Origin of the sequence: Nocardia sp. NPDC059154, assembly GCF_042755705.1 — a bacterium.
Taxonomy (GTDB): Bacteria; Actinomycetota; Actinomycetes; order Mycobacteriales; family Mycobacteriaceae; genus Nocardia.
Genome location: NZ_JBHZCS010000014.1, coordinates 127,837 through 150,337, shown reverse-complemented (window position 1 = coordinate 150,337; position 22,501 = coordinate 127,837). Strand labels below are relative to the sequence as shown.

Annotated in this window: 22 protein-coding genes and 1 other RNA gene; 12 read left to right on the top strand and 11 right to left on the bottom strand. The window is 69.5% G+C overall.

The features are described 5' to 3' along the window. The first annotated feature begins 82 nt into the window (after window positions 1–82). Window positions 83–1,330 carry an ROK family protein gene (locus tag ACFXN1_RS15260; protein WP_379440383.1) on the top strand — a complete coding sequence of 416 codons (1,248 nt, stop codon included), beginning with the start codon at window positions 83–85 and terminating at the stop codon, window positions 1,328–1,330. A 54-nt stretch (window positions 1,331–1,384) separates the two neighbouring features. Here the strand turns inward: ACFXN1_RS15260 and ACFXN1_RS15255 are convergent, their stop codons facing one another. The 5 genes from ACFXN1_RS15255 to rnpB form a co-directional block, all read right to left on the bottom strand. Continuing rightward, window positions 1,385–1,963 carry a Uma2 family endonuclease gene (locus tag ACFXN1_RS15255; RefSeq protein WP_379440384.1) on the bottom strand — a complete coding sequence of 193 codons (579 nt, stop codon included), beginning with the start codon at window positions 1,961–1,963 and terminating at the stop codon, window positions 1,385–1,387. Next, window positions 1,960–3,450 carry an RNB domain-containing ribonuclease gene (locus tag ACFXN1_RS15250; RefSeq protein ID WP_379440385.1) on the bottom strand — a complete coding sequence of 497 codons (1,491 nt, stop codon included), beginning with the start codon at window positions 3,448–3,450 and terminating at the stop codon, window positions 1,960–1,962. The genes ACFXN1_RS15255 and ACFXN1_RS15250 overlap by 4 nt, the downstream gene beginning before the upstream one ends. A 14-nt stretch (window positions 3,451–3,464) precedes the next feature. Beyond that, window positions 3,465–3,791, bottom strand: a complete 327-nt coding sequence (locus ACFXN1_RS15245; RefSeq protein WP_354838327.1) for a hypothetical protein — start codon at window positions 3,789–3,791, stop codon at window positions 3,465–3,467. Window positions 3,792–4,223: 432 nt separating this feature from the next. Further along, window positions 4,224–5,210 carry an SPFH domain-containing protein gene (locus ACFXN1_RS15240; protein ID WP_379440386.1) on the bottom strand — a complete coding sequence of 329 codons (987 nt, stop codon included), beginning with the start codon at window positions 5,208–5,210 and terminating at the stop codon, window positions 4,224–4,226. Between the two features lie 258 nt (window positions 5,211–5,468). Beyond that, an RNA gene (gene rnpB / locus ACFXN1_RS15235) (RNase P RNA component class A) lies at window positions 5,469–5,899 on the bottom strand. Window positions 5,900–5,929: 30 nt separating this feature from the next. On the opposite strand from rnpB, the gene ACFXN1_RS15230 reads away from it, so the two are divergent. Beyond that, the gene (locus tag ACFXN1_RS15230) at window positions 5,930–6,817 is read left to right on the top strand and encodes an alpha/beta hydrolase (protein WP_379399865.1); all 888 of its coding nucleotides are present in this window, start codon (window positions 5,930–5,932) and stop codon (window positions 6,815–6,817) included. A gap of 21 nt (window positions 6,818–6,838) precedes the next feature. Here ACFXN1_RS15230 and ACFXN1_RS15225 read toward each other — a convergent pair whose 3' ends face one another. The 4 genes from ACFXN1_RS15225 to cobC form a co-directional block, all read right to left on the bottom strand. Further along, window positions 6,839–8,038, bottom strand: a complete 1,200-nt coding sequence (locus ACFXN1_RS15225) for a bifunctional RNase H/acid phosphatase (protein WP_379439662.1) — start codon at window positions 8,036–8,038, stop codon at window positions 6,839–6,841. A 253-nt stretch (window positions 8,039–8,291) separates the two neighbouring features. Beyond that, on the bottom strand, window positions 8,292–9,029 hold the full coding sequence (locus ACFXN1_RS15220) for a zinc ribbon domain-containing protein (RefSeq protein ID WP_379439664.1): 738 nt from the start codon (window positions 9,027–9,029) through the stop codon (window positions 8,292–8,294). A gap of 187 nt (window positions 9,030–9,216) precedes the next feature. After that, window positions 9,217–10,347 carry a Nif3-like dinuclear metal center hexameric protein gene (locus tag ACFXN1_RS15215; RefSeq protein ID WP_379439723.1) on the bottom strand — a complete coding sequence of 377 codons (1,131 nt, stop codon included), beginning with the start codon at window positions 10,345–10,347 and terminating at the stop codon, window positions 9,217–9,219. 63 nt (window positions 10,348–10,410) lie between these two features. Then, complete coding sequence (gene cobC, locus ACFXN1_RS15210) at window positions 10,411–11,475, bottom strand: Rv2231c family pyridoxal phosphate-dependent protein CobC (RefSeq protein ID WP_379439665.1); 1,065 nt, start codon at window positions 11,473–11,475, stop codon at window positions 10,411–10,413. A gap of 44 nt (window positions 11,476–11,519) precedes the next feature. Between cobC and ACFXN1_RS15205 the strand changes: the two genes are divergently transcribed. From ACFXN1_RS15205 to sigJ, 4 genes are all read left to right on the top strand, one after another. Next, window positions 11,520–12,005: a low molecular weight protein-tyrosine-phosphatase gene (locus tag ACFXN1_RS15205; RefSeq protein WP_379439667.1), complete on the top strand. Its 486-nt coding sequence runs from the start codon at window positions 11,520–11,522 to the stop codon at window positions 12,003–12,005. A gap of 17 nt (window positions 12,006–12,022) precedes the next feature. After that, entirely contained in the window at window positions 12,023–12,982 is a 960-nt protein-coding gene (locus tag ACFXN1_RS15200; protein WP_379439724.1) for an SURF1 family cytochrome oxidase biogenesis protein, read from the top strand. Between the two features lie 60 nt (window positions 12,983–13,042). After that, on the top strand, window positions 13,043–13,984 hold the full coding sequence (locus ACFXN1_RS15195) for a cobalamin biosynthesis protein (protein WP_379439668.1): 942 nt from the start codon (window positions 13,043–13,045) through the stop codon (window positions 13,982–13,984). Window positions 13,985–14,125: 141 nt separating this feature from the next. Then, entirely contained in the window at window positions 14,126–15,091 is a 966-nt protein-coding gene (gene sigJ, locus ACFXN1_RS15190; protein WP_379399871.1) for an RNA polymerase sigma factor SigJ, read from the top strand. A 59-nt stretch (window positions 15,092–15,150) separates the two neighbouring features. On the opposite strand, the gene ald is transcribed toward sigJ, so the two are convergent. Both ald and ACFXN1_RS15180 read right to left on the bottom strand, forming a co-directional pair. Beyond that, window positions 15,151–16,260 carry an alanine dehydrogenase gene (gene ald / locus ACFXN1_RS15185; RefSeq protein WP_379439670.1) on the bottom strand — a complete coding sequence of 370 codons (1,110 nt, stop codon included), beginning with the start codon at window positions 16,258–16,260 and terminating at the stop codon, window positions 15,151–15,153. Window positions 16,261–16,314: 54 nt separating this feature from the next. Further along, entirely contained in the window at window positions 16,315–17,109 is a 795-nt protein-coding gene (locus tag ACFXN1_RS15180; RefSeq protein WP_379439671.1) for an MBL fold metallo-hydrolase, read from the bottom strand. Between the two features lie 71 nt (window positions 17,110–17,180). Between ACFXN1_RS15180 and ACFXN1_RS15175 the strand changes: the two genes are divergently transcribed. The 6 genes from ACFXN1_RS15175 to ACFXN1_RS15150 all read left to right on the top strand — a co-directional run bounded on the left by ACFXN1_RS15175 (window position 17,181) and on the right by ACFXN1_RS15150 (window position 22,449). Then, window positions 17,181–18,170: a GlxA family transcriptional regulator gene (locus ACFXN1_RS15175; RefSeq protein WP_379439673.1), complete on the top strand. Its 990-nt coding sequence runs from the start codon at window positions 17,181–17,183 to the stop codon at window positions 18,168–18,170. 68 nt (window positions 18,171–18,238) lie between these two features. Beyond that, window positions 18,239–18,754 carry a gamma carbonic anhydrase family protein gene (locus tag ACFXN1_RS15170; RefSeq protein WP_379439674.1) on the top strand — a complete coding sequence of 172 codons (516 nt, stop codon included), beginning with the start codon at window positions 18,239–18,241 and terminating at the stop codon, window positions 18,752–18,754. 141 nt (window positions 18,755–18,895) lie between these two features. Further along, window positions 18,896–19,069 (top strand): hypothetical protein, encoded by a 174-nt coding sequence (locus ACFXN1_RS15165; protein ID WP_354838293.1) that lies wholly within the window; start codon window positions 18,896–18,898, stop codon window positions 19,067–19,069. 143 nt (window positions 19,070–19,212) lie between these two features. Next, window positions 19,213–19,845 (top strand): TetR/AcrR family transcriptional regulator, encoded by a 633-nt coding sequence (locus ACFXN1_RS15160; RefSeq protein ID WP_379439676.1) that lies wholly within the window; start codon window positions 19,213–19,215, stop codon window positions 19,843–19,845. Window positions 19,846–20,531: 686 nt separating this feature from the next. Then, window positions 20,532–22,166 (top strand): CocE/NonD family hydrolase, encoded by a 1,635-nt coding sequence (locus ACFXN1_RS15155; RefSeq protein ID WP_379439677.1) that lies wholly within the window; start codon window positions 20,532–20,534, stop codon window positions 22,164–22,166. Window positions 22,167–22,206: 40 nt separating this feature from the next. Beyond that, entirely contained in the window at window positions 22,207–22,449 is a 243-nt protein-coding gene (locus ACFXN1_RS15150) for a hypothetical protein (protein WP_379439678.1), read from the top strand. The last annotated feature ends 52 nt before the right edge of the window (window positions 22,450–22,501 follow it).

Below are 22,501 nucleotides of genomic sequence, written 5' to 3'. Positions count from 1 at the left end.
GTTGTAAATACTGTTGGCAGAAGTAGTCTCGCGCACAGCTCGGGCATCTTCGCGGGCAGCAGCGAAAGGAGCGGGCGAGACCGTGTACCAGTTGACCGCGCGGGATATCAGGCGCCGCAACAGGTTCTGCGTGCTGCAGGCGGTGTACGCCGCGGCGGGGCACACCAGCCGGCAGGAGATCGCGCGAGCCACCGGGCTGTCGTTCGCGACGATCGGCAATATGATCGCCGAACTGCTCGAGGTGGGGGTGCTCGCCGAACTCGGCTACGAGGCAGCGGGAATCGGCCGGCCGCGCGCCCAGCTCGCCATCAATCCCGACCGCGGCAGGCTGATCGGCGTCGATATCGCCGAAACCAGCATCCACGTGGACGTTTTCGACCTCGCGATGTCGGTGCTGCGGTCGAGCGAGCTCCCCGTCGATCCCGCCGCGACCACGCCGGACGACATTGTGGAGCTCATCGTGCAGGGCATCGACGAGGTCATCGCCGGCGATGCCGACAAGGTGCTCGGCATCGGTCTGAGCGTGCCCGGCCTGGTCGAACCCGAGACCGGGAAGTCGGTGTTCTCACCGTACTGGCACTGGCACGACGTCCCCCTCAAAACCCTGCTCGAACAGCGGCTACCCTATCCCCTCTACCTGGACAATCCGCTCAAAGCCAGTACCGCGGCGCAACTCTGGTTCGGCGCCGGCCGCGATGTCGACGACCTCATCGTCGTCACCCTCCGTGCGGGTGTCGGCATCGGCGTCGTCATCGACGGCATGCTCTACCGCGGCGTCACCAACAGCGCCGGCGAATGGGGCCACACCAACCTGGTCCTCGATGGCCGATCCTGCACCTGCGGCCGCAACGGCTGCGTCGAAGCCTATGTGAGCGCCCCCGGAATCGCCGCGACCCTCCGCGAAATCGATTCCGCGAGTGACCTTCTCGCCGACAACGCCGCCACCACCGTCGCGGCCGTGGCCACAGCCGCCGCCCGCGGCGACGAAACCGCCCACGCCGTAATCGAAAAGACCGGCCACTACCTGGGCGTGGCCATAGCCAACCTGGTCAACCTCTTCAACCCCCGCCGCATGGTCTTCGGCGACCTGGTCGCCCGCCAGCTCGGCACCCCACTACTGGAAGCAACCCGCCGCGCCGCCGCCCACCACGCCATGTCCGACCCCTTCGCAGCAGTCACCCTCGAACTCGACACCCTCCCCCACAACCCGTCCAGCCTCGGCGCAGCAACCTTCGCCCTCGAGGGATTCCTGGCCGACCGAGAAACTTTCACCTCCATAGCCACCCGCCGAGCCCGCCGCACCGACACCCCACCCCTGACCCCGGCCTGACCGCGGCCACACCCCGCCGTTGGTTACCGCCTCATACCTCAGGTCGAGGCACGGTCAGAGATGGTCGATCTCGGTGAGATCGATGTCGATCTCGAACGGCACGGTCAGCTGAAGCCGATCGTGATGAATTCCGGTGAGCGCGTACGCACTTGTGGCCGGATCGAGCTCATAGACGTACACCACCGGGCGCCCGTCGACATTTTCGACGCGCCAGAAATGCGATATCCCGGCCTTCGAGTACAGCTGGGGCTTGCGCTCGCGATCCCGCGACCGCGACTCCGGCGAGACGACTTCGACGGCCAGCAGGACATCGTCGGCTTGGTATGTCGTCAGTTCAGGGCCACCGGCACGATCGGCACGCACGGCGATCACATCTGGTTCCGGCCGTTGATTGTGATCCAACGTCACCGTCATCTCACGCCGGATCCGGACCGTGGCGGGTGCAACGCGCCGCAACGCCATTTCGAGCATGCTGACGGCCAGCGCGTGAAATTGGGCTTGCGGGCTCACGAAAACGAGACTCCCGTCGATCAGCTCGGTGTGCGGCGGCAGGTCGGGCAAGCGGTCCAGATCCTCAGCGACGAATCCGCCCGGCGGCGGGCGCAACCACTGCGGAAACGGTTCGACGGTCATGTGTTCGAGTATGGCATCGAAGGCGCTGGTCCGGCAGGGTAGCCGAACATGACCGTGCGGGTCGTGGGGTCGGCCTCGGCGAGTCGCACTCGCACCGTCCCGCCTTCCGGGGGTGTGCCGGTGCACTTGGCGAGGACGGGCGGGTCGGCGATGAAGATCTCGGCGGGGCGGGTGCCGTTGGCTTCGCGGAGGACCACGGCGTCGAAGTCGGTGCCGAGGCGGGGAGACAGGACGGTGGCCTCGGTGAGGTCTACGCAGGCGCGTTCGACCTTGCCGGCCATGGCGTCGGTGCGGCGCATGGTGTCGGCGACGGCGGTGAGGTCGTCGCGGACCCAGTGCGGGACTTCGGTTTTCGCGCAGTGGGCCAGGCAGATCTCGGTGGCGTAGCGGTCGCCCAGGCGGCGCAGGGGGGCGGTCACGTGGGCGTAGGGTGCGCCGATCGCGCTGTGCTGCAGGGCTTCCGGGGCCTGGCCGTTCAGGATGGTGTAGGACGCGCCGCGCAGCAGGCCGGTGGCCTCGGACATGAGCACGAGGGCGGCGGGAGTATTGCAGTCGAGTGTGGCCAGCATGCGGCCCGCGGACTCGTCCCGCGGCCAGGACACCCCGACCGCGGCGGCGGTGTGGCGCATCGACTCGATGGCGGCCGGGGCGGGCGGTGGCATGGTGCGCAGCAAACCCACGTGATCGGGGTTGCCGGACCCGTTCGATTGATAGCCATCGAGCATGATTCGGGCCGCGCACATGCCGGCCAGCAGGGAGACCTGTTCGTTCCAATCGTCGACGGCGGTGCGCGGTTCGACGGCGAGCTGCCAATGGTCGATTCCGGTTTGCTCGCCGTCGCGCACCACGATCTGCGCGGGCAGCCGCAGGGTGATCGCGCCGCGCTCGATTCCGGCGTCGATGCGCAGGCGGCCGAACTCGGGCAGCGCCGCGAGGGAGGGGTGCAGGCGGCCGGCGTCGGCATCGGCCTGCACACCCTGATAGTCGAGGCGGACGCGGGAGCGCACCAGGGCGCGCGTCACCGTGTAGCGCACGGGCTCGGCGTGCGCGTCGCATTCGATGGTCCACAGCGCGACCGGGCGGTCCACGCCGGGCAGCAGGCTGGCACGGCCCTCGGACAGCACCGGCGGGTGCAGCGGGACGGTGCCGTCGGGAAAGTAGAAGGTCTGGCCGCGGGCCAGGGATACGCGGGCCAGTTGCCCGCCGGGAACGACCATCGCGGCCACATCGGCGATGGCGTAGTAGAGCAGGAATCCGCCGGCCGGGGTGCGCTCCAGATACAGCGCCTGATCCAGATCCATGGCGCCGGGGGGATCAATGGTGACCAGCGGAATCTCCCGCCGATCGACCCGGGCACCCGCGAACGCGTCCACCGCGTCGCGGGCCTCCGAGACGGCCCCGGACGGGTAGTCCGAGGCCAATCCGAACTCAGCTCGGACGACGCCGAAGTCCACCGGCGCCGACACGATCCGCTGATGCAGTTCCACTGCGGAGACTGTCCCTACTGCAGGGCCAGCATGGTGCCGTTCAGCTCGTTGAACGGACCGTACACGGTGAACACCACGCGACCATCCGGGTACTGGGACGACATCGCGGCCGCCGAGTCCAGAGCCTCCCCGAAGGACGCGGCCGAGGGATGCGGCAGGCCCGCGATCGCCTGCCCGATGTGGGTCTGCGCCACCCACACCGTGTCCGCGGGGGTGAGATCGACCTGCACCCCACCCGGCAGCGGGGTCACGGTGGCCGCCGAGGCGGAACCGGCACCCAGCACAGCGGTAGCGGCGGCAGCGAGAAGCGCACCGACTGCCAGTTTGCGAGCAATTCGCATGTAGACGAGACCTGCTTTCCGACTTTTGTTGAGCCCTTCGCCCCGTTGCGGACCGCAACGGGAACTTTCCAACGCGCAACACTTTATGACGTCGATCACGTTCGGTGCCAGTTCGGAGCAGATAACCCGCTCGACACGCCGAGCCGCGCCGCTACACGCCGTGTGGCGCGTCGCAATTCTCATCCAAGCCGTCGATCCGCGTACGCGAACGGGAGAGCGGCGTCGCTCACGCCGCCCTCCCGTCCGGCCATTTCTCCGCCCGTGGTCGCGGGGTCTACCTTCCGCGCAGACCGTCCGGGAACTTGGCGCTGAAGAGTTTGAATCCGTATGCGATACCGAACAGCACCACGATGGCCGCCGGCTGAATCAGACCCGACATGACTTACTTCCTCATCTTCTTACCGCCGGTCGCGCCCGGACCCGGTGCCCGCGCTACGCCGACTCCTTGCCGCCGCCGAGTTCGCCGGCCGCGTTCGTGTTTTCCTGTGCATCGGGCTCTTCCAGCGGCGCACCAGGCCGATCCAGCGCAGCCAGCGCCTCCCGGATACCGGGCTGGGCCAGCGCCGCCATCAGCTCACCGACGGCCGCGGGGCCCAGGGCCGGCTGCTCGGCGGCCGGCGTCGCCTCCTCGGGTTCGGGCATTGCCGCCGCCGGCGGCCGTCCGCTGCGCTCGAGGAATCGCAGCAACTCCACCGGGAATGGGAGCACCAGCGTCGAATTCTTTTCCGCCGCAACCTGAACCACAGTCTCCAGGAAACGCAGCTGCAGAGCGGCCGGGGCCTTCGACATATTGGCGGCGGCCGCGGCGAGCTTGTGCGACGCCTGGAGCTCGCCCTCCGCGGAGATGATGCGGGCACGGCGTTCACGTTCGGCCTCGGCCTGGCGAGACATGGAGCGCTTCAACGCATCCGGGAGCGCGACGTCCTTGATCTCGACGCGATCGATGTGCACGCCCCAGTTGATGGCCGGGCTGTCGATCATGAGCTCCAGTCCCTTGTTGAGCTGCTCCCGATTCGACAGCAGATCGTCGAGCTCGCTCTTGCCGATGATCGACCGCAGCGAGGTCTGCGCCACCTGGGCGACGGCGAACAGGTAGTCCTGCACCTCGACGAGGGCACGCCTGGGATCGATGACCCGGAAGTACACGACCGCGTCCACCCGGACGGTCACATTGTCCCGCGTGATTCCCTCCTGCGCGGGCACCGGCATGGTGATCACCTGCATGGAGATCTTCTGCATCTTGTCCACGCCCGGAATCAGCAGCCGTAATCCCGGCTCCCGTACCTCGCGCACCCGCCCCAGCCGAAATACCACCCCCTTTTCGTACTGCGCGACCACCCGCACCCCGGCCGCGAGCCCGATACCGGCAATCACCGCAAAGGCGGCGAGCCACCCCACCAACAGATACAGAACATCCATTGTTCGCTCCGCGAAACTATTTCCGCTCCACCGGAAATCCGATGGCGTGCCTCCATCATCGCACCGGAAGATCGCCCACGCGACGCAAAAACTCACCCCATGAGCCACCCAAGGTTCGCGGCCCGGCTCGATTCTGGACTGCGGCTTGATAGACCTCCGCCTTGGAGCGGGGGAGCGAAGCGGAGGAGCGGAGGAGGGAAGAATCGAGCTTGCAGGGCCGCGAACCCGCCGGAGCGGAGCGGAGGCCAAAAATACGGGCGGACGAGTCGGTCTGTAAGCCGGATCCTGTCCCCGGCGGTTTCCCACCGGGTGGCGACCATCCATCTGGACACACCGTTGCCGGGTGCCTCGAGCGGTCCACCCGCAGGCTCGGGCGAGCAGCCCTCGAACACCTGCGCAGCCGCACTCTCGCGAGTGCGGCCTTCGACCTTGCTCCGGGCGGGGTTTACCTAGCCGCGCCGGTCACCCGGCGCGCTGGTGCGCTCTTACCGCACCGTTTCACCCTTACCGGCGGTGCACTTCTCGCGAAGTGCGGCCCACCGGCGGTCTGTTTTCTGTGGCACTGTCCCGCGGGTTGCCCCGGGTTGCCGTTAACAACCGCCCTGCTCTCCGGAGTCCGGACTTTCCTCGGCGAAGGGCGGCGGCACATGCGTGCCCGTTCCCTTCGCCGCGGCCGCCCGACCGACTCGTCCGCGGCCACCAGGGTACGGTAGGGCCCCATGGAGCGTGTGGAGGTGGGGTTCCCTTCGGGTGGCGAGCAGTGCGCCGCATGGCTGTATCTCCCGGATGGACCGCCCAAACCGCGCCCGCTGGTGGTCATGGGTCACGGGCTGGGGGCGGACCGGGAAATGGGGTTGGACCGGTATGCCCGGCGGTTCGCGTCGGCGGGAATCGCGGCCCTGGCCTTCGACTATCGGCATTTCGGGGCCAGCGGCGGTGAGCCCCGACAGATGATCAGTATCGCCCGGCAGCGCGCGGACTGGCATGCGGCCATCGCCTTCGCGCGCACCGTCCGGGGGATCGACGCCACGCGAATCGCACTGTGGGGCAGTTCATTCGGTGGCGGTCACGTGCTGGCGGTAGCGCCCGACGATCACTACATCGCGGCCGTGGTGGCGCAGTGCCCGTTCACCAGCGGCCGGTCCTCGGCACTGGCGAAGGGGCCGATCAGCCTGATCAAGACCGGCACGCTGGCGGTCACGGATCAGGTTGTGGGACCGATCATCCGGCGCCCGATCAATGCCCGGCTGGCGGGCAAGAAGCATTCCGCGGCGCTGATGAGCGCCGCCGACGTGCCCGCCGGTTTCGGCCGTCTGGCGGAGGAGAGCGGGCAGTACCGGCCGAAGGTGGCGGCCCGCGTCGCCCTGTCGACGCTGTTCGACAATCCGATCCGGCACGTCAAGGACATCAAAGCGCCGGTGCTGTATGCGATCTGCGACAACGACTCGGTGGCCCCGGCCGGCCCGACACTCAAGGCCGCGGAGCGCACCAAGCACGCCACCGTGAAGCGTTACCCCATCGGGCATTTCGAGATCTACTTCGACGACTGGTTCGAGAAGGCCGTCTACGACCAGACCGAGTTCCTGATGGCCACGCTGCGTCCCTGAACCCCGGTGGGGCCCAGGGGTTCAGAGGTACGAGGTGTCGTTGACCAGGCGCACCGAGGAACCGCCATCCGGATAGAACTCGGCGATGGACAGCGACGCCAGATCCAGGTGCAGCCGGTACAGCAGTGAGGGCCCCACCCCGAGCGCCAGCTGCAGCAGTGTCTTGATCGGCGTGACATGGCTGACCACAAGCACATTCGCGCCCGGATACAGCGCCACCAGATCCCGCCGCACCGCCTCGACCCGCTCCCGCACCTGGTCGAAGCTCTCGCCGCCGGGCGCCGGAATCGACGGATCCCCCAGCCAGCGGCCGTGCAGCTCCGGATCCCGCTCGCGGGCCTCCGGGAAGGTCATCCCTTCCCACGCACCGAAATCCGTCTCGGTCAACCCGTCCAGCACCCGCACCGGCAGCCCGAGCGCCCGGCCCGCCGCTTCGGCGGTCTCCTTGGCCCGCCCCAGCGGGGAGCACACGATCGCCTCGATCCCGCCCTTGCGCGCCAGCATGGCTGCCGCGTTGGCCGCCTGCTCCTGCCCGAGCTCGGTCAGCGGCGGATTCCCCCGCCCCGAATACCGCCGCTGCACAGAGAGTTCCGTCTGCCCGTGCCGGAGCAGCAGCAGCCGCGTCGGCCGTCCCACGGCGCCGGTCCATCCGGGCGAGTGCGCAGTGCTCCCCGCGGCAGACCCCGCGGTTTCCGGCACTTCGACGACACCGCCCGCGACCGCCGCGGCGATCTCCCCTACCGCCGAACCGCTTTCGACCGACGTGGGACCGGCGGCCCGATCGTTCGCCAGCGCGGTGCGGACTTCGGCGACCGTATCGGCGTCATCCATGGCCTCGTTGGCCAGGCGGTCGGCGTGCGAGTTCTCCTTGCGCGGAATCCAGGTGAAGCTCACCCGATCGAACCCGGCGACCAGCCGCCGCGCCCGATCGGCCAGCGGAATCATGGCCTCGTGCTTGACCTTCCACCGCCCGGACATCTGCTCCACGACCAGCTTGGAGTCCATCCGCACGGAAACCTCACGCGCGCCGAGTTCCGCCGCGGCTTCCAAACCCGCTATCAGCCCGCGATATTCGGCGACATTGTTGGTGGTGACCCCGAGGAACTCCTTGCGCTCGGCCAATACCTGCACCCGCTCGGCATCCCACACCACCGCGCCGTAACCGGCAGGCCCGGGATTCCCACGCGAACCGCCGTCGGCCTCGACGATCACCAAGTCCACCAACGCTTCTCACCCTTCATGTCGTCCGTCATCCCGCTCGCCGCGTGCTACCCGCGGCCACTCGTCCACGGCGGGCCCGGCTCAGCCGGTGCCAGCTGCCGCACCCGCGCCGGTTGCGGCCGCCGACCTCGACGAACTGCCGCACCATGAATCCTTGCGGTCGCCGATCGAGCTCATCACATCAGGTCGGCGGAATGCCGTCGAGGCATTCCGGCATCGCCGCGCGCGCGGATCAGCGGCGCGCGGCGGGTTGTCACAGGCCGGACTGCTTGGTGCGCACCAGGATCGCGCCGCATTCGGGGCAGCGGACCACCACGTCGGGGGCGGTCTGGGAGATGCGGGAGATCTCGCCGCGGTCGAGTTCGATGCGGCAGGCGCCGCAGCGGCGGGCCTGGAGCAGGGCGGCGCCGACGCCGTAGGTGGTGCGCTGCTTGTCGTAGACGGTGAGCAGCTCGACGGGGAAGGAGTTGACGAGGGCGGCGCGGTCGGAGTCGCAGCGCTGCTGGGCGACGTCCAGGTCGGCGACCGCGTCGTCGCGGCGGCGCTCGGCGTCGACCAGGTCGGCCTCGGCCTGGTCCAGGTTGGCGCCGGCGTGGTCGTGGTCGGCGGCGGCGGCCTCGCGGCGCTCCATCACCTCGATGAGGTCGTCCTCGAGGACCGTGCGGCGGCGTTCCAGGCTGCCCAGTTCGTGCTGCAGTTCGGAGAGCTGCTTGGCCCCGACCGACCCGGCGGTGAGCATGCCGCGGTCGCGGTCCTCGCGCTTGCGGACGGCCTCGATCTCGCCCTCCAGCTTGCGGATGTCGCGGTCCAGGTCATCTATGAGAATCTCGACCTTCACCGCCGCGTCCTTGCGGGTGGTGCGCTCCCCTTCCAGCCGCGCCACCTCCTGCTGCTCGGGCAGCACCTTGCGGCGATGCTCGATCCGCGTCAGCTCGGCGTCGACAGCGGCGAGGTCGAGCAGCTTGGCCTGGATCGATGGTTCGGCATTCAACGCAAAGGTCTCCTGAACGCTATGGACGAGTAAGACTCCCACCGTACCGTGTCTAATTTGCCCTACGCTCCGCTCCGGGCTGGTTCGCGGCCCCGATGTCTCGATTCTTCCCTCTTCCGCTCCTCCGCTTCGCTCCCCCGCTCCGTCAGTCCAGAATCGAGACGGCCGCGAACCCGAAAGTGCCTGATCAGCAGCCGGCCGCGCCGAGGGTCCACGGGTCGGTGCGCAGCGTCGAGACGCGGGTCTCGAGGCCGGGCAGCGCGGCGCGCACCACACCTTCCGCCTGCGCGCACCAGGGGAACTCGGTGGCCCAGTGGGCGGCGTCGATCAGGGCCGGGCCGCCCGCGCGCAGGTGCTCGTCGGCCGGGTGGTGGCGCAGGTCGGAGGTCACGTAGGCATCGACGCCGAGGCGAGAAACCTTGCCCAGGAACGAATCTCCCGCGCCGCCGCACACCGCGACGGTGCGGATGACGCGGTCCGGGTCCCCCGCGGCGCGCACACCCCAGGTGGTGGCGGGCAGGCCGGCGCGGACGCGAGCGGTGAACTCGCGCAGGGTTTCCGGGGCGGGTAGCTCGCCGACGCGGCCGATGCCCAGGCCGGAGGGCAGCGCGGCGCGCTCGGTCACGTGATAGAAGGGTTCCTCGTACGGATGCGCGGCCCGGAGGGCGGCGAGCATGGCGGCACGACGGGACGGCGGGGCGACCACCTCGAGGCGGTCCTCGGTGACCTCGTGCAGCTCACCGACGGCGCCCAGGGCCGGATTCGCGCCGTCGAGGGGCCGGAACTGTCCGGTGCCGGCGACCGTCCACGCGGCGTCGGAGTAGGTCCCGCTGCTGCCCGCGCCCGCGGCGAACAGGGCGTCGAGCACTTCGTCGCGGTGCGTGACGGGCACCGCCACCACCCACTTGTCCAGGGCGGTCCAGGGTTTCGGATCCAGCGGACCGGTCACGGTCAGCCCGATGGCGTGCGCCAGCGCGTCCGAGACCCCCGGGTCGGCGGAGTCGGCATTGGTGTGGGCGGTGAACAGCGCGCATCCGGAGCGGATGAGCCGGTGCAGCAGCGCGCCTTTCGGTGTACTGGCCGCGACGGTGTCCACGCCGCGCAGCAGCAGCGGATGGTGCACGACCAGCGCCTGTGCACCCCATTCGATCGCCTCGTCCACGACCGCGCCGGTGGCGTCGACCGCGAACAGCACGCGCGACACCGGCTCGTCCGGATCACCGGCCACCAGCCCCACCGAATCCCAGGATTCGGCCAGCCCGGGCGGGTATGCCGCATCCAGCGCCGCCATGAGATCCGCCAGCCGCACCGTCGTCACCACAACCGAACCTCCTGTTCGCTCACCATCCTGCGCCTCACTCGCAAACCCACTGCGTCCTGCTCACAGACCCACGTCACGAATGGCCGCGACCAGCCGATCCACCTCGGCGGCGGGCCGCACCGCGACTCGCAGGAAACCCCCGTTTGCCGAAGGCCCCGCCAGCCCCGGGAACGTATCACCCCGGCGCACCGCGATTCCCTTGTCCGCGAGCTTCTTTCGCAACAATTCCGCATCCGGCACCCGGAGCAGCAGAAACGGCCCGTGCGCGGGCTCGTGAACCTCCACGCCGAGTTCCCGCAACCGCGGAATCATGGCGGCCCGGTCGGCCGCGACGGTCTCGGCCCGGCGCTGCGCCTCGGCCACCGCGGCCGGTTCGCTCACCGCCGCAATGGCTTCCAGCTGCAGAGTGCCCAGCGGCCAGTGCGGGCGCCCGTGATTCAGCCGCGCCAGCACCGGCGGCGCACCGAGCGCATAGCCGCAGCGCAGCCCGGCCAGCGCCCAGGTCTTGGTGAGGCTCCGGAATACGAGCACATCCGGATAGCTCTCTCCGGCAAGCGATTCCGGCTCCCCCGGCACCGCGTCGGCGAATGCCTCGTCCACCACCACGATGCGGCCCGTCCGCCGCAGCGCGTGGATACTATCCGCCGGATGCAGCACCGAGGTCGGATTGGTGGGATTGCCCACCACCACCAGATCCGCGTCCTCCGGCACCACGGCGCCGTCGAGGGTGTACGGCGGCGCGAGCATCACCCGTGCGACCGATACCCCCGCCTCCCGCAGCGCCAGCTCCGGTTCGGTGAACGAGGGATGGATCACCGCCGCGAGCCGCGACCCCAGCCGCGGCAGCATGGCGAACCCTTCGGCCACCCCGGCCAGCAGCAGCACCTCGTCGATCGCCCGCCCGTGCCGGGCGGCCACCGCGGCGCGCGCCGCCCGCTCGTCCGCCTCGCCCGGATACCGCCCGAGCTCTCCCAGCCGTCCCGCCAGCCGCTCACGCAACCATTCCGGCGGCGCGCTCCCCTGGACGTTCACCGCGAAATCGACCATGCCCGGCCGCGCATCCACGTCCCCGTGGTGCCGCAGCCTGGCATGGTCGAAATCGGGAAACTCCGTGTCGTCCGGCACAGCCGTCCACCCTACGTGGCCGCCTCCCACGCGCACCGGACAGAATGGCTGTCGTGGGCGAGCTGCATGTGACCTTCATCTGCACCGGCAATATCTGCCGGTCCCCGATGGCCGAGAAGATTTTCGCCGCGCACCTGGAACGTGCGGGGCTGGCGGATCGGGTGCGGGTGAGCAGCGCCGGGACCGGCAGCTGGCACGTGGGGGACGAAGCCGATTACCGGACGAATCGGGAGCTGGAGGCGCACGGGTATCCGATCGGGCATCGGGCCGCGCTGATCGGGCCGGATCATCGGGCGGCCGATCTGCTGGTGGCGCTCGACACCGGGCACGAGCGGGAGCTGGCCCGGCTGGGGGTGCCGTCGGATCAGCGGCGACTGCTGCGGAGTTTCGATCCGCACGCGGACGGGCGATCGGTGCCGGATCCGTACTACGGCGATCAGTCCGATTTCGCGCTGGTCCGCGAACAGATCGAGGCGGCGGTGCCGGGCCTGCTGGACTGGGTGCGCGAACAGTTGGGTGAGGTCGCATGAGATCGGTAACCGCGCTGCTGCGCCGCTTCACCTTCCTGCTGCGGCCCAGCTGGCTGATTCTCGCCGTGGTGGTCGCCGGTTTCGCCTACCTGTGCTTCACCGTGCTGGCCCCCTGGCAGCTGGGCAAGAACACCCGCACCTCCGAACGCAACGACCGCATCGCGAATTCGGTGCACGCCGACCCGGTCGACATCACCGGCATGCTGTCGGGCAGCGGCAAGAACACCGAGTGGCGGCGGGTCACCGCGAACGGCGTCTACGTGCCGGATTCGACCGTGCTGGTGCGGCTGCGCCACCTCGACGGCCAGCCCGCCTACACGGTGCTGGCCGCCTTCCGCCTCGACGACGGCCGCACCCTGCTGGTGGACCGTGGCCAGGTGGCGGCGGCCGAGGGCGGCACCCATCCGCCGGTCGTCGCCGCTCCGCCCGCCGGCACCCTGCAGCTGGCGGCCCGCATCCGCGCCTCCGAGGGCGTGATCGAGAAGAAGCCGCCGACCACCGAAGACGGCTACCGCCAGGTCTATACGACCGACACCCAGCAGGAAGCCACGGTCATCGGCATCCCCCTGACCCCCATCCCCACCGACGGCCTGGGCGGCTACCTCCAGCTCGAGTCCGGCCAGCCGGGCGCCTTCACCCCCGACCCGCTCCCCCAGCTGGACTCGGGCCCCTACCTCTCCTACGGCCTGCAGTGGCTGGCCTTCGGCGTCATGGCTCCCCTCGGCCTCGGCTACTTCGTCTGGGCCGAGATCCGCGCCCGCCGCCGCGAAAAGTTCGAAGCCGCAGCCCAGCCGACCACCACCGGCGAGCCCGCCACCCCTGCCATGCCGACCGACACCCCCGAGCCGACCGGTGCGGCCGCACCCGAATCGACCACTGCCGCACGCGCGGCGAAACCCAACGACCCGGCCCCCAAACCGAAACCCACGACAAATGAAGCTCGCCTCGCCGACCGCTACGGCGGCACCCGCCGCTGAGCCCGGTTACACGCCGCGGCTGAAGTCTGCCGGGCCCGTCGCCTCCGCTAACCTCGCCGGGTGCGAACGGGAATTGCCACTGCGGCGGGACTGCTGCTCGGGTTCGGGTTGGACCGGGCGCTGGGGGATCCGCGGCGCGGGCATCCGGTGGCCGGATTCGGTTCGGCCGCAATGAAGGTGGAACGGCTCACCTATCGGGACAGCCGCGTGGCGGGGGTTGTGCACGAGATCGTGCTGGTCGGTGCGGTTTCGGGGCTGGGGATCGGATTGCGGCGAGCCGTGATCGGACGGGCGCTCGGTGAGGCGGTGCTCACGGCTGCCGCGACCTGGACGGTGCTGGGCGGGACGAGCTTGGCACGGACCGGGCGGGAGATGGCGGATCGGCTCGAATCCGGCGATATCGGTGGGGCGCGAGCACTGCTGCCGTCGCTGTGCGGGCGGGATCCCGAGGTGCTCGACGCGGACGGGCTGGCCCGGGCGGCACTCGAATCCATTGCGGAGAACACCTCCGATGCGACTGTGGCGCCGCTGTTCTGGGGTGCGGTGGCGGGCGTTCCCGGCTTGCTGGCGTATCGGGCCATCAACACTCTCGACGCCATGGTCGGCTACCGCAATGACCGCTACCGCAACTTCGGCTGGGCGGCGGCACGCACGGACGATGTCGCGAATCTCGCACCCGCCCGCGTCAGCGGTCTCATCACCACCGCGCTGGCTCCGGTCGTCGGCGGTCGCCCGGCCGATGCGTGGCGGGCATGGCGGCGCGATGCGGCCAAGCATCCGAGCCCGAATGCCGGTGTGGCGGAGGCGTCCATGGCGGGCGCGCTGGGCGTAACCCTCGGCGGCCGCACCGAATATCGGCACGGCACCGAGCTGCGGCCGACGCTCGGCGACGGTCCGATCCCCCGGGTGCGTGATCTGCGCCGGGCGGTGCGGCTCTCGGAAGCGGTGCAGGTGGCCACCGTGGTCGCCGCGGCGACGGCCGCCTACCTGCGGCGACGCTGATCCGGCCGCGCGAATTCACGAACCGTTCGGTCGTCTTCGCTAGATTTTCCGGAAGGAATGTCACAGTCCGCCGACCTGTTTCGTCGATGCTGTGGACGGTTCGCCCCACCGGGGCGGACGTGAGTGAAGGGCGAGGGTGCGATGAGTGACGGACGGCCGGACGGGCCCGATCAGGTCGAGCTGGCGCGACGGTTCGAGGAGCATCGGGGCTATCTGCGGCGGGTCGCGTACAGCACGCTCGGCAGTCTCAGCGACGCCGACGACGTGGTGCAGGAGGCGTGGCTGCGGCTGGTGCGCTACTACGAGACCAGTCCCGAGGGCGCGGATATCGAAAACCTGCGCGCCTGGCTGACCACCGTCACCGGCCGCCTGGCCCTCGATCACCTGGGTTCGGCGCGGTCCCGGCGCGAACAGTATGTGGGCGAATGGCTTCCGGAGCCGGAGATCACCACCTGGGACGATCCGGCCGACCGCATCTCGCAGGACGAGCGCGTCACCACCGCCCTGCTGGTGGTGCTGGAATCCCTCTCACCCGCCGAGCGCACCGCCTTCGTCCTGCAGGACGTCTTCGGCATGTCCGGCCCCGAGGTCGCCGAGGTGGTCGGCCGCACCCCGGCCGCCGTGCGCCAATTGGCCTCGCGCGCCCGCAAACACGTGGAGGACGGCACGCCCCGCTTCCCCGCCAGCGCGGACGAGCACGAGAAGGTGGTCTCGGCGTTCGCGGTGGCCTGGCGTTCCGGTGATCTGAGCGCCCTGCTCGGCGTGCTGGATTCCAATGTCACCTTCACCTCCGACGGCGGCGGCAAGGTGCAGGCGTTCCTGCATCCCATGCACGGCGCGGAGAAGGTCGCCAAGACGCTGCTCGGCTTCCTGGACTTCGCATCGAAGGTCGGTGGCGCGTGGGGCCGTTCGGTGCTGGTCAACGGCCGCCCGGGCCTGGTCGTCTTCGACGGCAAGTACACCGGCGTCTTCGCGTTCACCATCGACGACGGCCGGATCACCAAGATCGACGTGGTCCGCAACCCGGACAAGCTGCACGGCATCCCGGCCGAAGGCGCGGAGCCCGACTGGCCGCTCGGCGACACCGGCGCAGACAGCGACGACTGAACCGCGGAAACCACGGGCCCGCAGCCGGATTCATCCGGCGGCGGGCCCGTCGTCGTCCGTCAGGACGCGACCCGTGTCACCGGCCCGAGCCCGTGCGCGGCGGCCACCTCCGGCGAGTAGAGCCGGCCGGCGTCGGCAGTGAGCCCCTGGGCCAGGCCGGGATCGGTGGCGCAGGCGCCGGACCAGCCGAGATTCGCGATGGCGCCGACATACGGCAGGGTGACATTGGTGAGCGCCACGGTGGAGGTGTGCGGAACCGCGCCCGGCATGTTGGTCACGCAGTAGAACAGCGAATCCGCCACCCGGAACGTCGGTTTCGCGTGCGTGGTGGGATGCGAGCTCTGGAAGCACCCGCCCTGATCGATGGCGATATCGACCAGCACCGAGCCCGGGCGCATGTGGGCGACCAGACTGTCGGGCACCAGTTTCGGAGCCCGCGCGCCCGGCACCAGGACCGAGCCGATCACCAGGTCCGCGGCCAGCACCGCCTTCTCGACCTCGGCCGCATTGGAGCCGATCGTGGTGACGCGCCCGCCGAACCGGGCGTCGAGTTCCCGCAGTCGCGCGATATTGGTGTCCAGCACGGTGACTCGCGCCCCCATGCCGACCGCGACGACCGCCGCATTGCCACCGGCCACCCCGCCCCCGAGGACCGTCACGTCCGCCGGCGGCACCCCCGGCACTCCGCCGAGCAGCAGGCCCGCCCCGCCCTGCGGCGACATCAGGTGATAGGCCCCGACCTGGCTGGCCAGCTTGCCCGCCACCTCGCTCATGGGCGCGAGCAGCGGCAGCGACCCGTCGGCGGCCCGGACGGTCTCGTAGGCGATGGCGGTGATGCCGGAGTGCAGGATCGCGTCCGTGCAGTCGCGCGAAGCGGCGAGGTGCAGGAAGGTGAACAGCACCTGCCCCTCCCGCATGCGCGAATATTCCTCGGCGATGGGCTCTTTCACCTTGAGCACCAGTTCCGCCCCGCCCCAGACCTCGTCCGGGCCCGGCAGCACCCGCGCGCCCGCCGCGATGTAGTCGGCGTCGGCGAACCCTGACCCCACCCCCGCCCCGGCCTCGACCAGCGCCTCGTGCCCGTGCCGCACCAGTTCCCCGGCGCCGGCCGGGGTGAGGGCGACGCGATACTCCTGCTCCTTGACCTCCCGCGGTACCCCGATTCTCATACCGCCATCGTTCACCCGCTGGGGCCGCGCCGCCATGAGCGCCACGGCCCGATTTCAGGAGGCGATCGCGGCGACGGCCAAGACCTCGCCGGGGGTCGGAATGCGCAGCCGGTCCGCGCGGCCGGCGACGGTGAAGCGGTGGGTCAGGTAGTCGAGGTGTTCGGAGAAGTGCGCCCAGCCCTCGGCGTGGACCGGCACGATCACCGCGTCACCCAGCGCCTCCGAGGCGTGGACCGCGGTGCGGCCGTTGAGGGTCAGGTCGTGATCGCCGAAGCGGTCGGTATTGGCCGCGCCGACATTGAGGACGGCGATATCGATGCGCCCGAAGCGTTCTGCGATCCGCCGCACGTAGTCGACCGAGGCGTTGTCCCCGGAGACGTAGACGGTCGGCAGCCCGTCGGCCTGCAGCACGAACCCGGTGACCACTCCGGTGAACGGCTCGCAACCCTCGGGTCCGTGCAGTGCGGGCACCGCGGTGACGGTCACCGCCCCAATCTGCACCGACTCCCACTCTGCCAGTCCGCGAACACCTTCCATGCGCCCGGCGGCGTCCGGCGTGGACAGCACCGTCTCGACCCTCGCCACGACTTCCCGCCCGGACCGGTCGAGATTGTCCGCGTGCTGATCGTGCGAGAGCAGCACCACATCGACCCGCCCGATCTCGGCGGCGGGCACAGCCGGCCCGCTCAGCTTGTAGAGCGTGACACCACCCGGGTACTCACCCGGCTCGTCGAAGGTGGGGTCGGTCAGCCAGACCAGGTCGCCGTAGCCGAATCGCACTGTGGGGCCGCCGATGTGGAGGAGCTCGAGGGTGGAGGTGGCCGCTGCGGTGTCGATCGTGTTCGTCATGGCATCGAGTCTCGTCGCGGACCGTGGATCGCGACAGTGGCCCGAAGGCCGCGCCTCGATAAAATCGGGCCATGACTGCTGGATCCCGCGAAGCCGACGCCGCTGAGTCCCTGCACACGGTGGCCATCGTGGTGTACGACGGGATCAGCCCGTTCCATCTGGCGGTGCCGACCCTGGTGTTCGGCCGCATCGGCGCGGGCGGTCCCGCCGGCAGCCCGTACCGCGTGGTGGTGTGCGCCGAACGCCCCGGAACCATCGCCACCCCAGCGGGTTTCGATATCGTCGTCGCCCACGGCCTGGAGGCGACCGAGACCGCCGACACCCTGGTCATCCCCAGCTGGGAGCGCGGTCTCCCACTGCCCGAACCCATCCGGGACGCCCTGCACCGGGCCCACGCCCGCGGCGCCCGCATTGTCGGCCTGTGCCTGGGCGCGTGGGCGGTGGCGGCGAGCGGCCTGGCCGACGGACGGGAGATCACCACGCACTGGTCGGCAGCGGTCGAGCTGGCTCGCGCGTATCCGGCGGTCCGGGTGCGCGCGGACACCCTGTGGTCCGACGACGGCGACCTCATCACCTCCGCCGGCACCGCCGCGGCCCTCGACTGCTGTCTGCACCTGGTGCGCACCGACCACGGCAGCCGGGTCGCCGCCGAGCTGGCCCGCCGGCTGGTGCTGGCCCCGCACCGCAGCGGCTCACAGGCCCAGTACATCCCGGTCGCCGTGCCCGAGGCGGCCGACCAGGACCCGATCGAGCATGCGATGGTCTGGGCCAGAACACATCTCGACCAGCCGGTGGATCTGGACGGCTGGGCCCGGACCGCTCTCATGTCGCGCCGCACGTTCACCCGCCGCTTCCGTGATCGCACCGGCACCAGTCCGCAGCAGTGGCTGCTGCAGCAGCGCGTGGACCATGCCCGGCTGCTGCTGGAATCCACCGACGACACCATGGACCGCATTGCCGCCGATTCCGGGCTGGGCACCGGCGTCAATCTCCGCCATCACTTCCACCGACTGCTCGGCACCACGCCCGCGGCCCATCGGGCCCTCTTCCGCCGGGTTTGACCGAGCCGGGTCCGCCGCCGCGGCTCCCCGCGACGGCCCGGCACCCGGCGGGGGCTAAGTTCGGGGCTATGAGGATTCAGCTGGGTGAGCACGTGCCGCAGATCGACGAGAGCGCGTGGGTCGCGCCGAACGCCACCGTGGCCGGGCGGGTGCGGCTGGAAGCCGAAGTGAGCGTCTGGTATTCGGCGGTGCTGCGCGGTGACATGGATCAGATCACCGTCGGTGCGCGCAGCAATATTCAGGACGGCTGTGTGCTGCACGCCGATCCGGGCTTCCCGTGCACGGTGGGCGAGGGAGTCTCGGTGGGGCACAATGCGATTCTGCACGGCTGCACGGTCGGCGACGATGTGCTGATCGGCATGGGCGCGACGGTGTTGAACGGGGCTGTCATCGGGGCGGGCAGCCTGATCGCGGCCAACGCGCTGGTTCCGGAGGGCACCCAGATTCCGCCGGGCTCGCTGGTGGCGGGAGTTCCGGGCAAGGTGCGCCGGGAGCTGAGCGAGGCCGAGCGTGATCACATTCGCCTGAATGCGACCGCCTACCTGCACAACACGGCGGTGCACCGCCAGGGTCAAGAGGCGTGACTGAAGGGGGCATGTGAGAATCCCCACACTGAACAAGTGACCATAAATGCCGCTGTTAGCATCGTGCGAAGCGTTCCCGGCGGCCCGGGCTGTGCCGTCGCCAGCCGGTTGCGCGCTCGGGGCTAGCAGGAGGTTTCAACGGTGTCGTACGAGCACGACGGTATGCACCGACAGCGCATCAGCGTGGCCGATATCGCCGCGCAGCCAGGGGGAATCGAGGCGCTCCAGCGCCGGGTGCACGAACTACGTTCCAATGGGATCGATTTCGCCGCCAATGCGATAGAGAGCGAAATGGCCGCGCTCGACGTCCGCTGATCGGGCGCGGCGTTCGCTGATCGGACGGGGGTTGCGACCGCAACCCTCCGGCGATGCGATAATGCGGCTCGACCTGTGCGCCACTGCGCGCCATGGCCGTTCACCGCAATGTCGCGGTCGCCAACCGATCGACTGGAGACTCGATGCCGTCCGTGCCCACCATCCTGCAACGCATCCTGGAGAAGCCGCGGGCCGAAGGCGAACAGCTGCTGGAGAGCGCGCTGTCGGCATTCCTCGACTTCGGGATCAAGCGAACCAGCATGGGGGAGATCGCGCGTCGCGCCGGCATCAGCCCGGCCACCCTGTACCGGCGCTTCGAATCCAAGAACGATCTGGTCGAAGCGGTGGGCGTGCGCGAGGCGCAGCTGTTCATCGCCGAGATCGACAAGCGGGTGCAGGAGGCCACGGCCACCGGCGAATCCGGGGACGATCAACTGGTCGAGGTCTTCGTCGCGTTCATCACCCAGCTGGCGAGCAACAAACTGCTGCAACGGCTGCTGCGCACCGAGCCCGACACCATCCTGCCGCGCCTGACCACCGAGGCCGGGCCCATTCTCGCACTCGGGCGCACCTACCTGGCCGAGAAACTGCGTGCGCTGCAGGCTTCCGCCGACGTGCCCGCCTTCGATGCCGACCTGGTCGCGGAAGTGCTTGCCCGCCTGGGTCAGTCGCTGGTGCTGACCCCGGAGGGCCTGATCCCGCTGACCGACGAGACGGCCGCACGGGAGTTCGCCCGCCGCACCGTGCTGCCCATGATCGGCGTGCAGCCGGCCTGACCCGCCCCGGAAACGCACTCCGCGCACCATGGCCCGGTAGCCCGGATACGGCGAACCCCCTGCCCCGTACCCGGGCCAGGGGGTTCCGGCGGTCGTATCCGGTCGGCCGCCCGCTTCTCGGTGCCCGACTATCCTCGCGGGCCTAGATATTTCCGGCGAACGCGCCCGCACTACCCGCCGCGCCCGCGGCGACCGCGCTGCCCGACATGAGACCGACGGCGGCAAGGATCAGAGCAACCATTTCAAGACCTTTCGACTGTGTACTTCGAAGACGCATGGAAAGTTACTGCCGCTCAATACCCCTGGACGAGAGCCGAACCCGAACTCTGGGCGGACTCCATGGCGACACCCAGCACCCTCACAGTTCACTATCCGGTTGCGGTGTGATATGCCGGGCGCGAACCCGCGGCACGGCGACCGACCACTCGATACCGACAAGTCGTTATTCCAAATCGCCTGGTACACAATGGAACTCACGATTTCCAAACCGTTCACAGCGACTCTGCGACCGGCGTAGCATCGACGGTATTCGGGATTGGCAAAGGCCTTCCAGCCCTGAATGATTCGCGAATTCCCTGGACCGTTGCACGGCGACGACTCGCGTCGGCCGAATTTCCACTCCGGGAGGTCTATCGCACGCTGCCCTCGAAAGTTGTTCGGAATACCGAAGATCGAAGGGATTTGTCATGTCGCAAGCTCACCCGGGTCAACTGCGCCTTTTGGCCCCGAACCAGGAATCCGATGTTCTCGCGGTCGTCGACGACCTGCTCACCGGCAATGCCACCGGAGTGCCCGAATACCTCGCCGAGGACATCGCGGCCGTGCGCAGCCGGTCCGGCATCCGCCAGGTGCAGATTCCCGGCGCGGGCGGCGTCGAGCTCGACGCGCTCATCGCCTGGCCGCATGCGGAGGGCCCGCACCCGCTCATCGTCCTGCCGGCGGGCCTCGACAAGACCGGCTGGAAGATGTACTCCGGCGCGGTCGTCCGACTGCTCTTGCGCGGTTACGCCGTGGTCGCCTACACCGAGCGCGGGCTGCCCGGATCCGGGGGCGAGCTGACCGTCGCCGGTCCCGAGGACGTGGCCGACGGATGCGCGGTGATCGAGTGGGCGTTGAACCATGATGAGCTGCACGCCGATCGGGAGAAGATCGGGATGGCGGGCATCTCCTACGGCTCGGGCATCAGCCAGCTGGTCGCCAATGCCCACCCGGCGGTCAAGGCCGTCGTCGCGCTGAGCACCTGGGCGGATCTGGGTAAGGCCCTCTACGACAACGGAACCCGGCACATCATGGCCGCCGAAGCCCTCGCCGGCATCAGCGACCGTCCCAGCGAGGAATTGCAGAAAGTTCTCGAATCCTTCCGGGCCAATTCGGATATCGACAAGGTGCTCGACTACGCCCGACCCCGCTCCCCCGCCGAGGCCGACCAGATCCGCCCGGTGCCAACGTTCTTCACCAGCTTCTGGCACGAGACCATCTTCCCGCAGAATCAGCTGATCGATTACTTCGACCGCTTCCCCGGGCCGAAGCGACTGGATCTGGCGATCGGCGACCATGGCGCGGTAGAGATTCCCGGCTTGTTGCTGGGCGTCTACACCCGCACCACCGAGGCGGCCTACGACTGGTTCGACCACTATCTGCTGGGCGTCGACAACGGCATCGACAGCGACGGGGTCGTGCACACCGAGACCATGTACAGCTTCACGATGACCTCGTCGAACGACCTGTCCGCGTGGTCGAATCCCGTGCGCCGCTACCACCTCGCCGCGCCGTCCGGCGCGTCGCCCGACGGCACCCTGGTCACGGATCAGCCGGCGAACATGAGCCAGAGCTTCCAGGCCGGCACCGAACAGGTCCGGGCGGCCACCGAACTGGTGATGGACGGCTTCCGCGAACGCCTGCTGATGCCCAACCGCCAGCCGCTGGCCGAGGTGGACCGCACGCGGGCGGCGGTCTGGCACACGCGGGTCTTCCTCCGGCCCCGCCACATCGCGGGCATCCCCGAGATCGCGCTGACCGTCACCCCGTCCAGCACGACGGCCACGCTGATCACGTATCTGTTCGACCACAACCCGGTGACCGGCGCGCTGCGGATCATCACCCATGCCGCGGCGACCATCTCCAACCGCGGCCCGGAGCAGACCACGACCATACGAGTTCCCCTGCAGGCCACCGACTATCGGGTCCCCGGCGGCCATCGGGTCGTACTGATCGTCGACACGAACGACCACTTCTACGGTGACGAGACCGAACCCGGGAGCGTCATCACCCTGTCCAGCGATCACGGGCCCTGCTACATCGATCTTCCGATGGTGCCCTGACCGGACCGACTCGCGGGCGGCCGTCGTCCAATGGCTGCGCATGACGGTCGGCCGCGCCCCCGACGACCCCGTCTTCACCACCTTCGTCGCCGACCTGGCCCGCTTCCCCGACTTCCGCCGCTTCTGGTCCGAGGGCGGCGTCGACTTCACCCCACCCGTGCGCACCCAACGCCTCCGTGACCCCGGCTCCGGCGAAATCCGCGAATACAGCGTCCAAGCCGGCCCGGTGCACAACGAAACGTACCCCGACCGAATAACCCTGTTGCTGTGCCTGCCACTCTGATTCGATCCGGTCCTGAAACGGCAGCGGAGTTCGTGCCGATTCGGCACGAACT

Coding starts and splice junctions, on each gene's coding strand:
- ACFXN1_RS15255 (WP_379440384.1), bottom strand. CDS start 1,963: ATGACCGTCGAACCGTTTCCGCAGTGGTTGCGCCCGCCGCCGGGCGGA.
- ACFXN1_RS15175 (WP_379439673.1), top strand. CDS start 17,181: ATGACTGCTGGATCCCGCGAAGCCGACGCCGCTGAGTCCCTGCACACG.
- ACFXN1_RS15240 (WP_379440386.1), bottom strand. CDS start 5,210: ATGGATGTTCTGTATCTGTTGGTGGGGTGGCTCGCCGCCTTTGCGGTG.
- ACFXN1_RS15205 (WP_379439667.1), top strand. CDS start 11,520: ATGGCTGTCGTGGGCGAGCTGCATGTGACCTTCATCTGCACCGGCAAT.
- ACFXN1_RS15160 (WP_379439676.1), top strand. CDS start 19,213: ATGCCGTCCGTGCCCACCATCCTGCAACGCATCCTGGAGAAGCCGCGG.
- ACFXN1_RS15230 (WP_379399865.1), top strand. CDS start 5,930: ATGGAGCGTGTGGAGGTGGGGTTCCCTTCGGGTGGCGAGCAGTGCGCC.
- ald (WP_379439670.1), bottom strand. CDS start 16,260: ATGAGAATCGGGGTACCGCGGGAGGTCAAGGAGCAGGAGTATCGCGTC.
- ACFXN1_RS15155 (WP_379439677.1), top strand. CDS start 20,532: ATGTCGCAAGCTCACCCGGGTCAACTGCGCCTTTTGGCCCCGAACCAG.
- sigJ (WP_379399871.1), top strand. CDS start 14,126: ATGAGTGACGGACGGCCGGACGGGCCCGATCAGGTCGAGCTGGCGCGA.
- ACFXN1_RS15245 (WP_354838327.1), bottom strand. CDS start 3,791: ATGCGAATTGCTCGCAAACTGGCAGTCGGTGCGCTTCTCGCTGCCGCC.
- ACFXN1_RS15150 (WP_379439678.1), top strand. CDS start 22,207: ATGACGGTCGGCCGCGCCCCCGACGACCCCGTCTTCACCACCTTCGTC.
- ACFXN1_RS15170 (WP_379439674.1), top strand. CDS start 18,239: ATGAGGATTCAGCTGGGTGAGCACGTGCCGCAGATCGACGAGAGCGCG.
- ACFXN1_RS15180 (WP_379439671.1), bottom strand. CDS start 17,109: ATGACGAACACGATCGACACCGCAGCGGCCACCTCCACCCTCGAGCTC.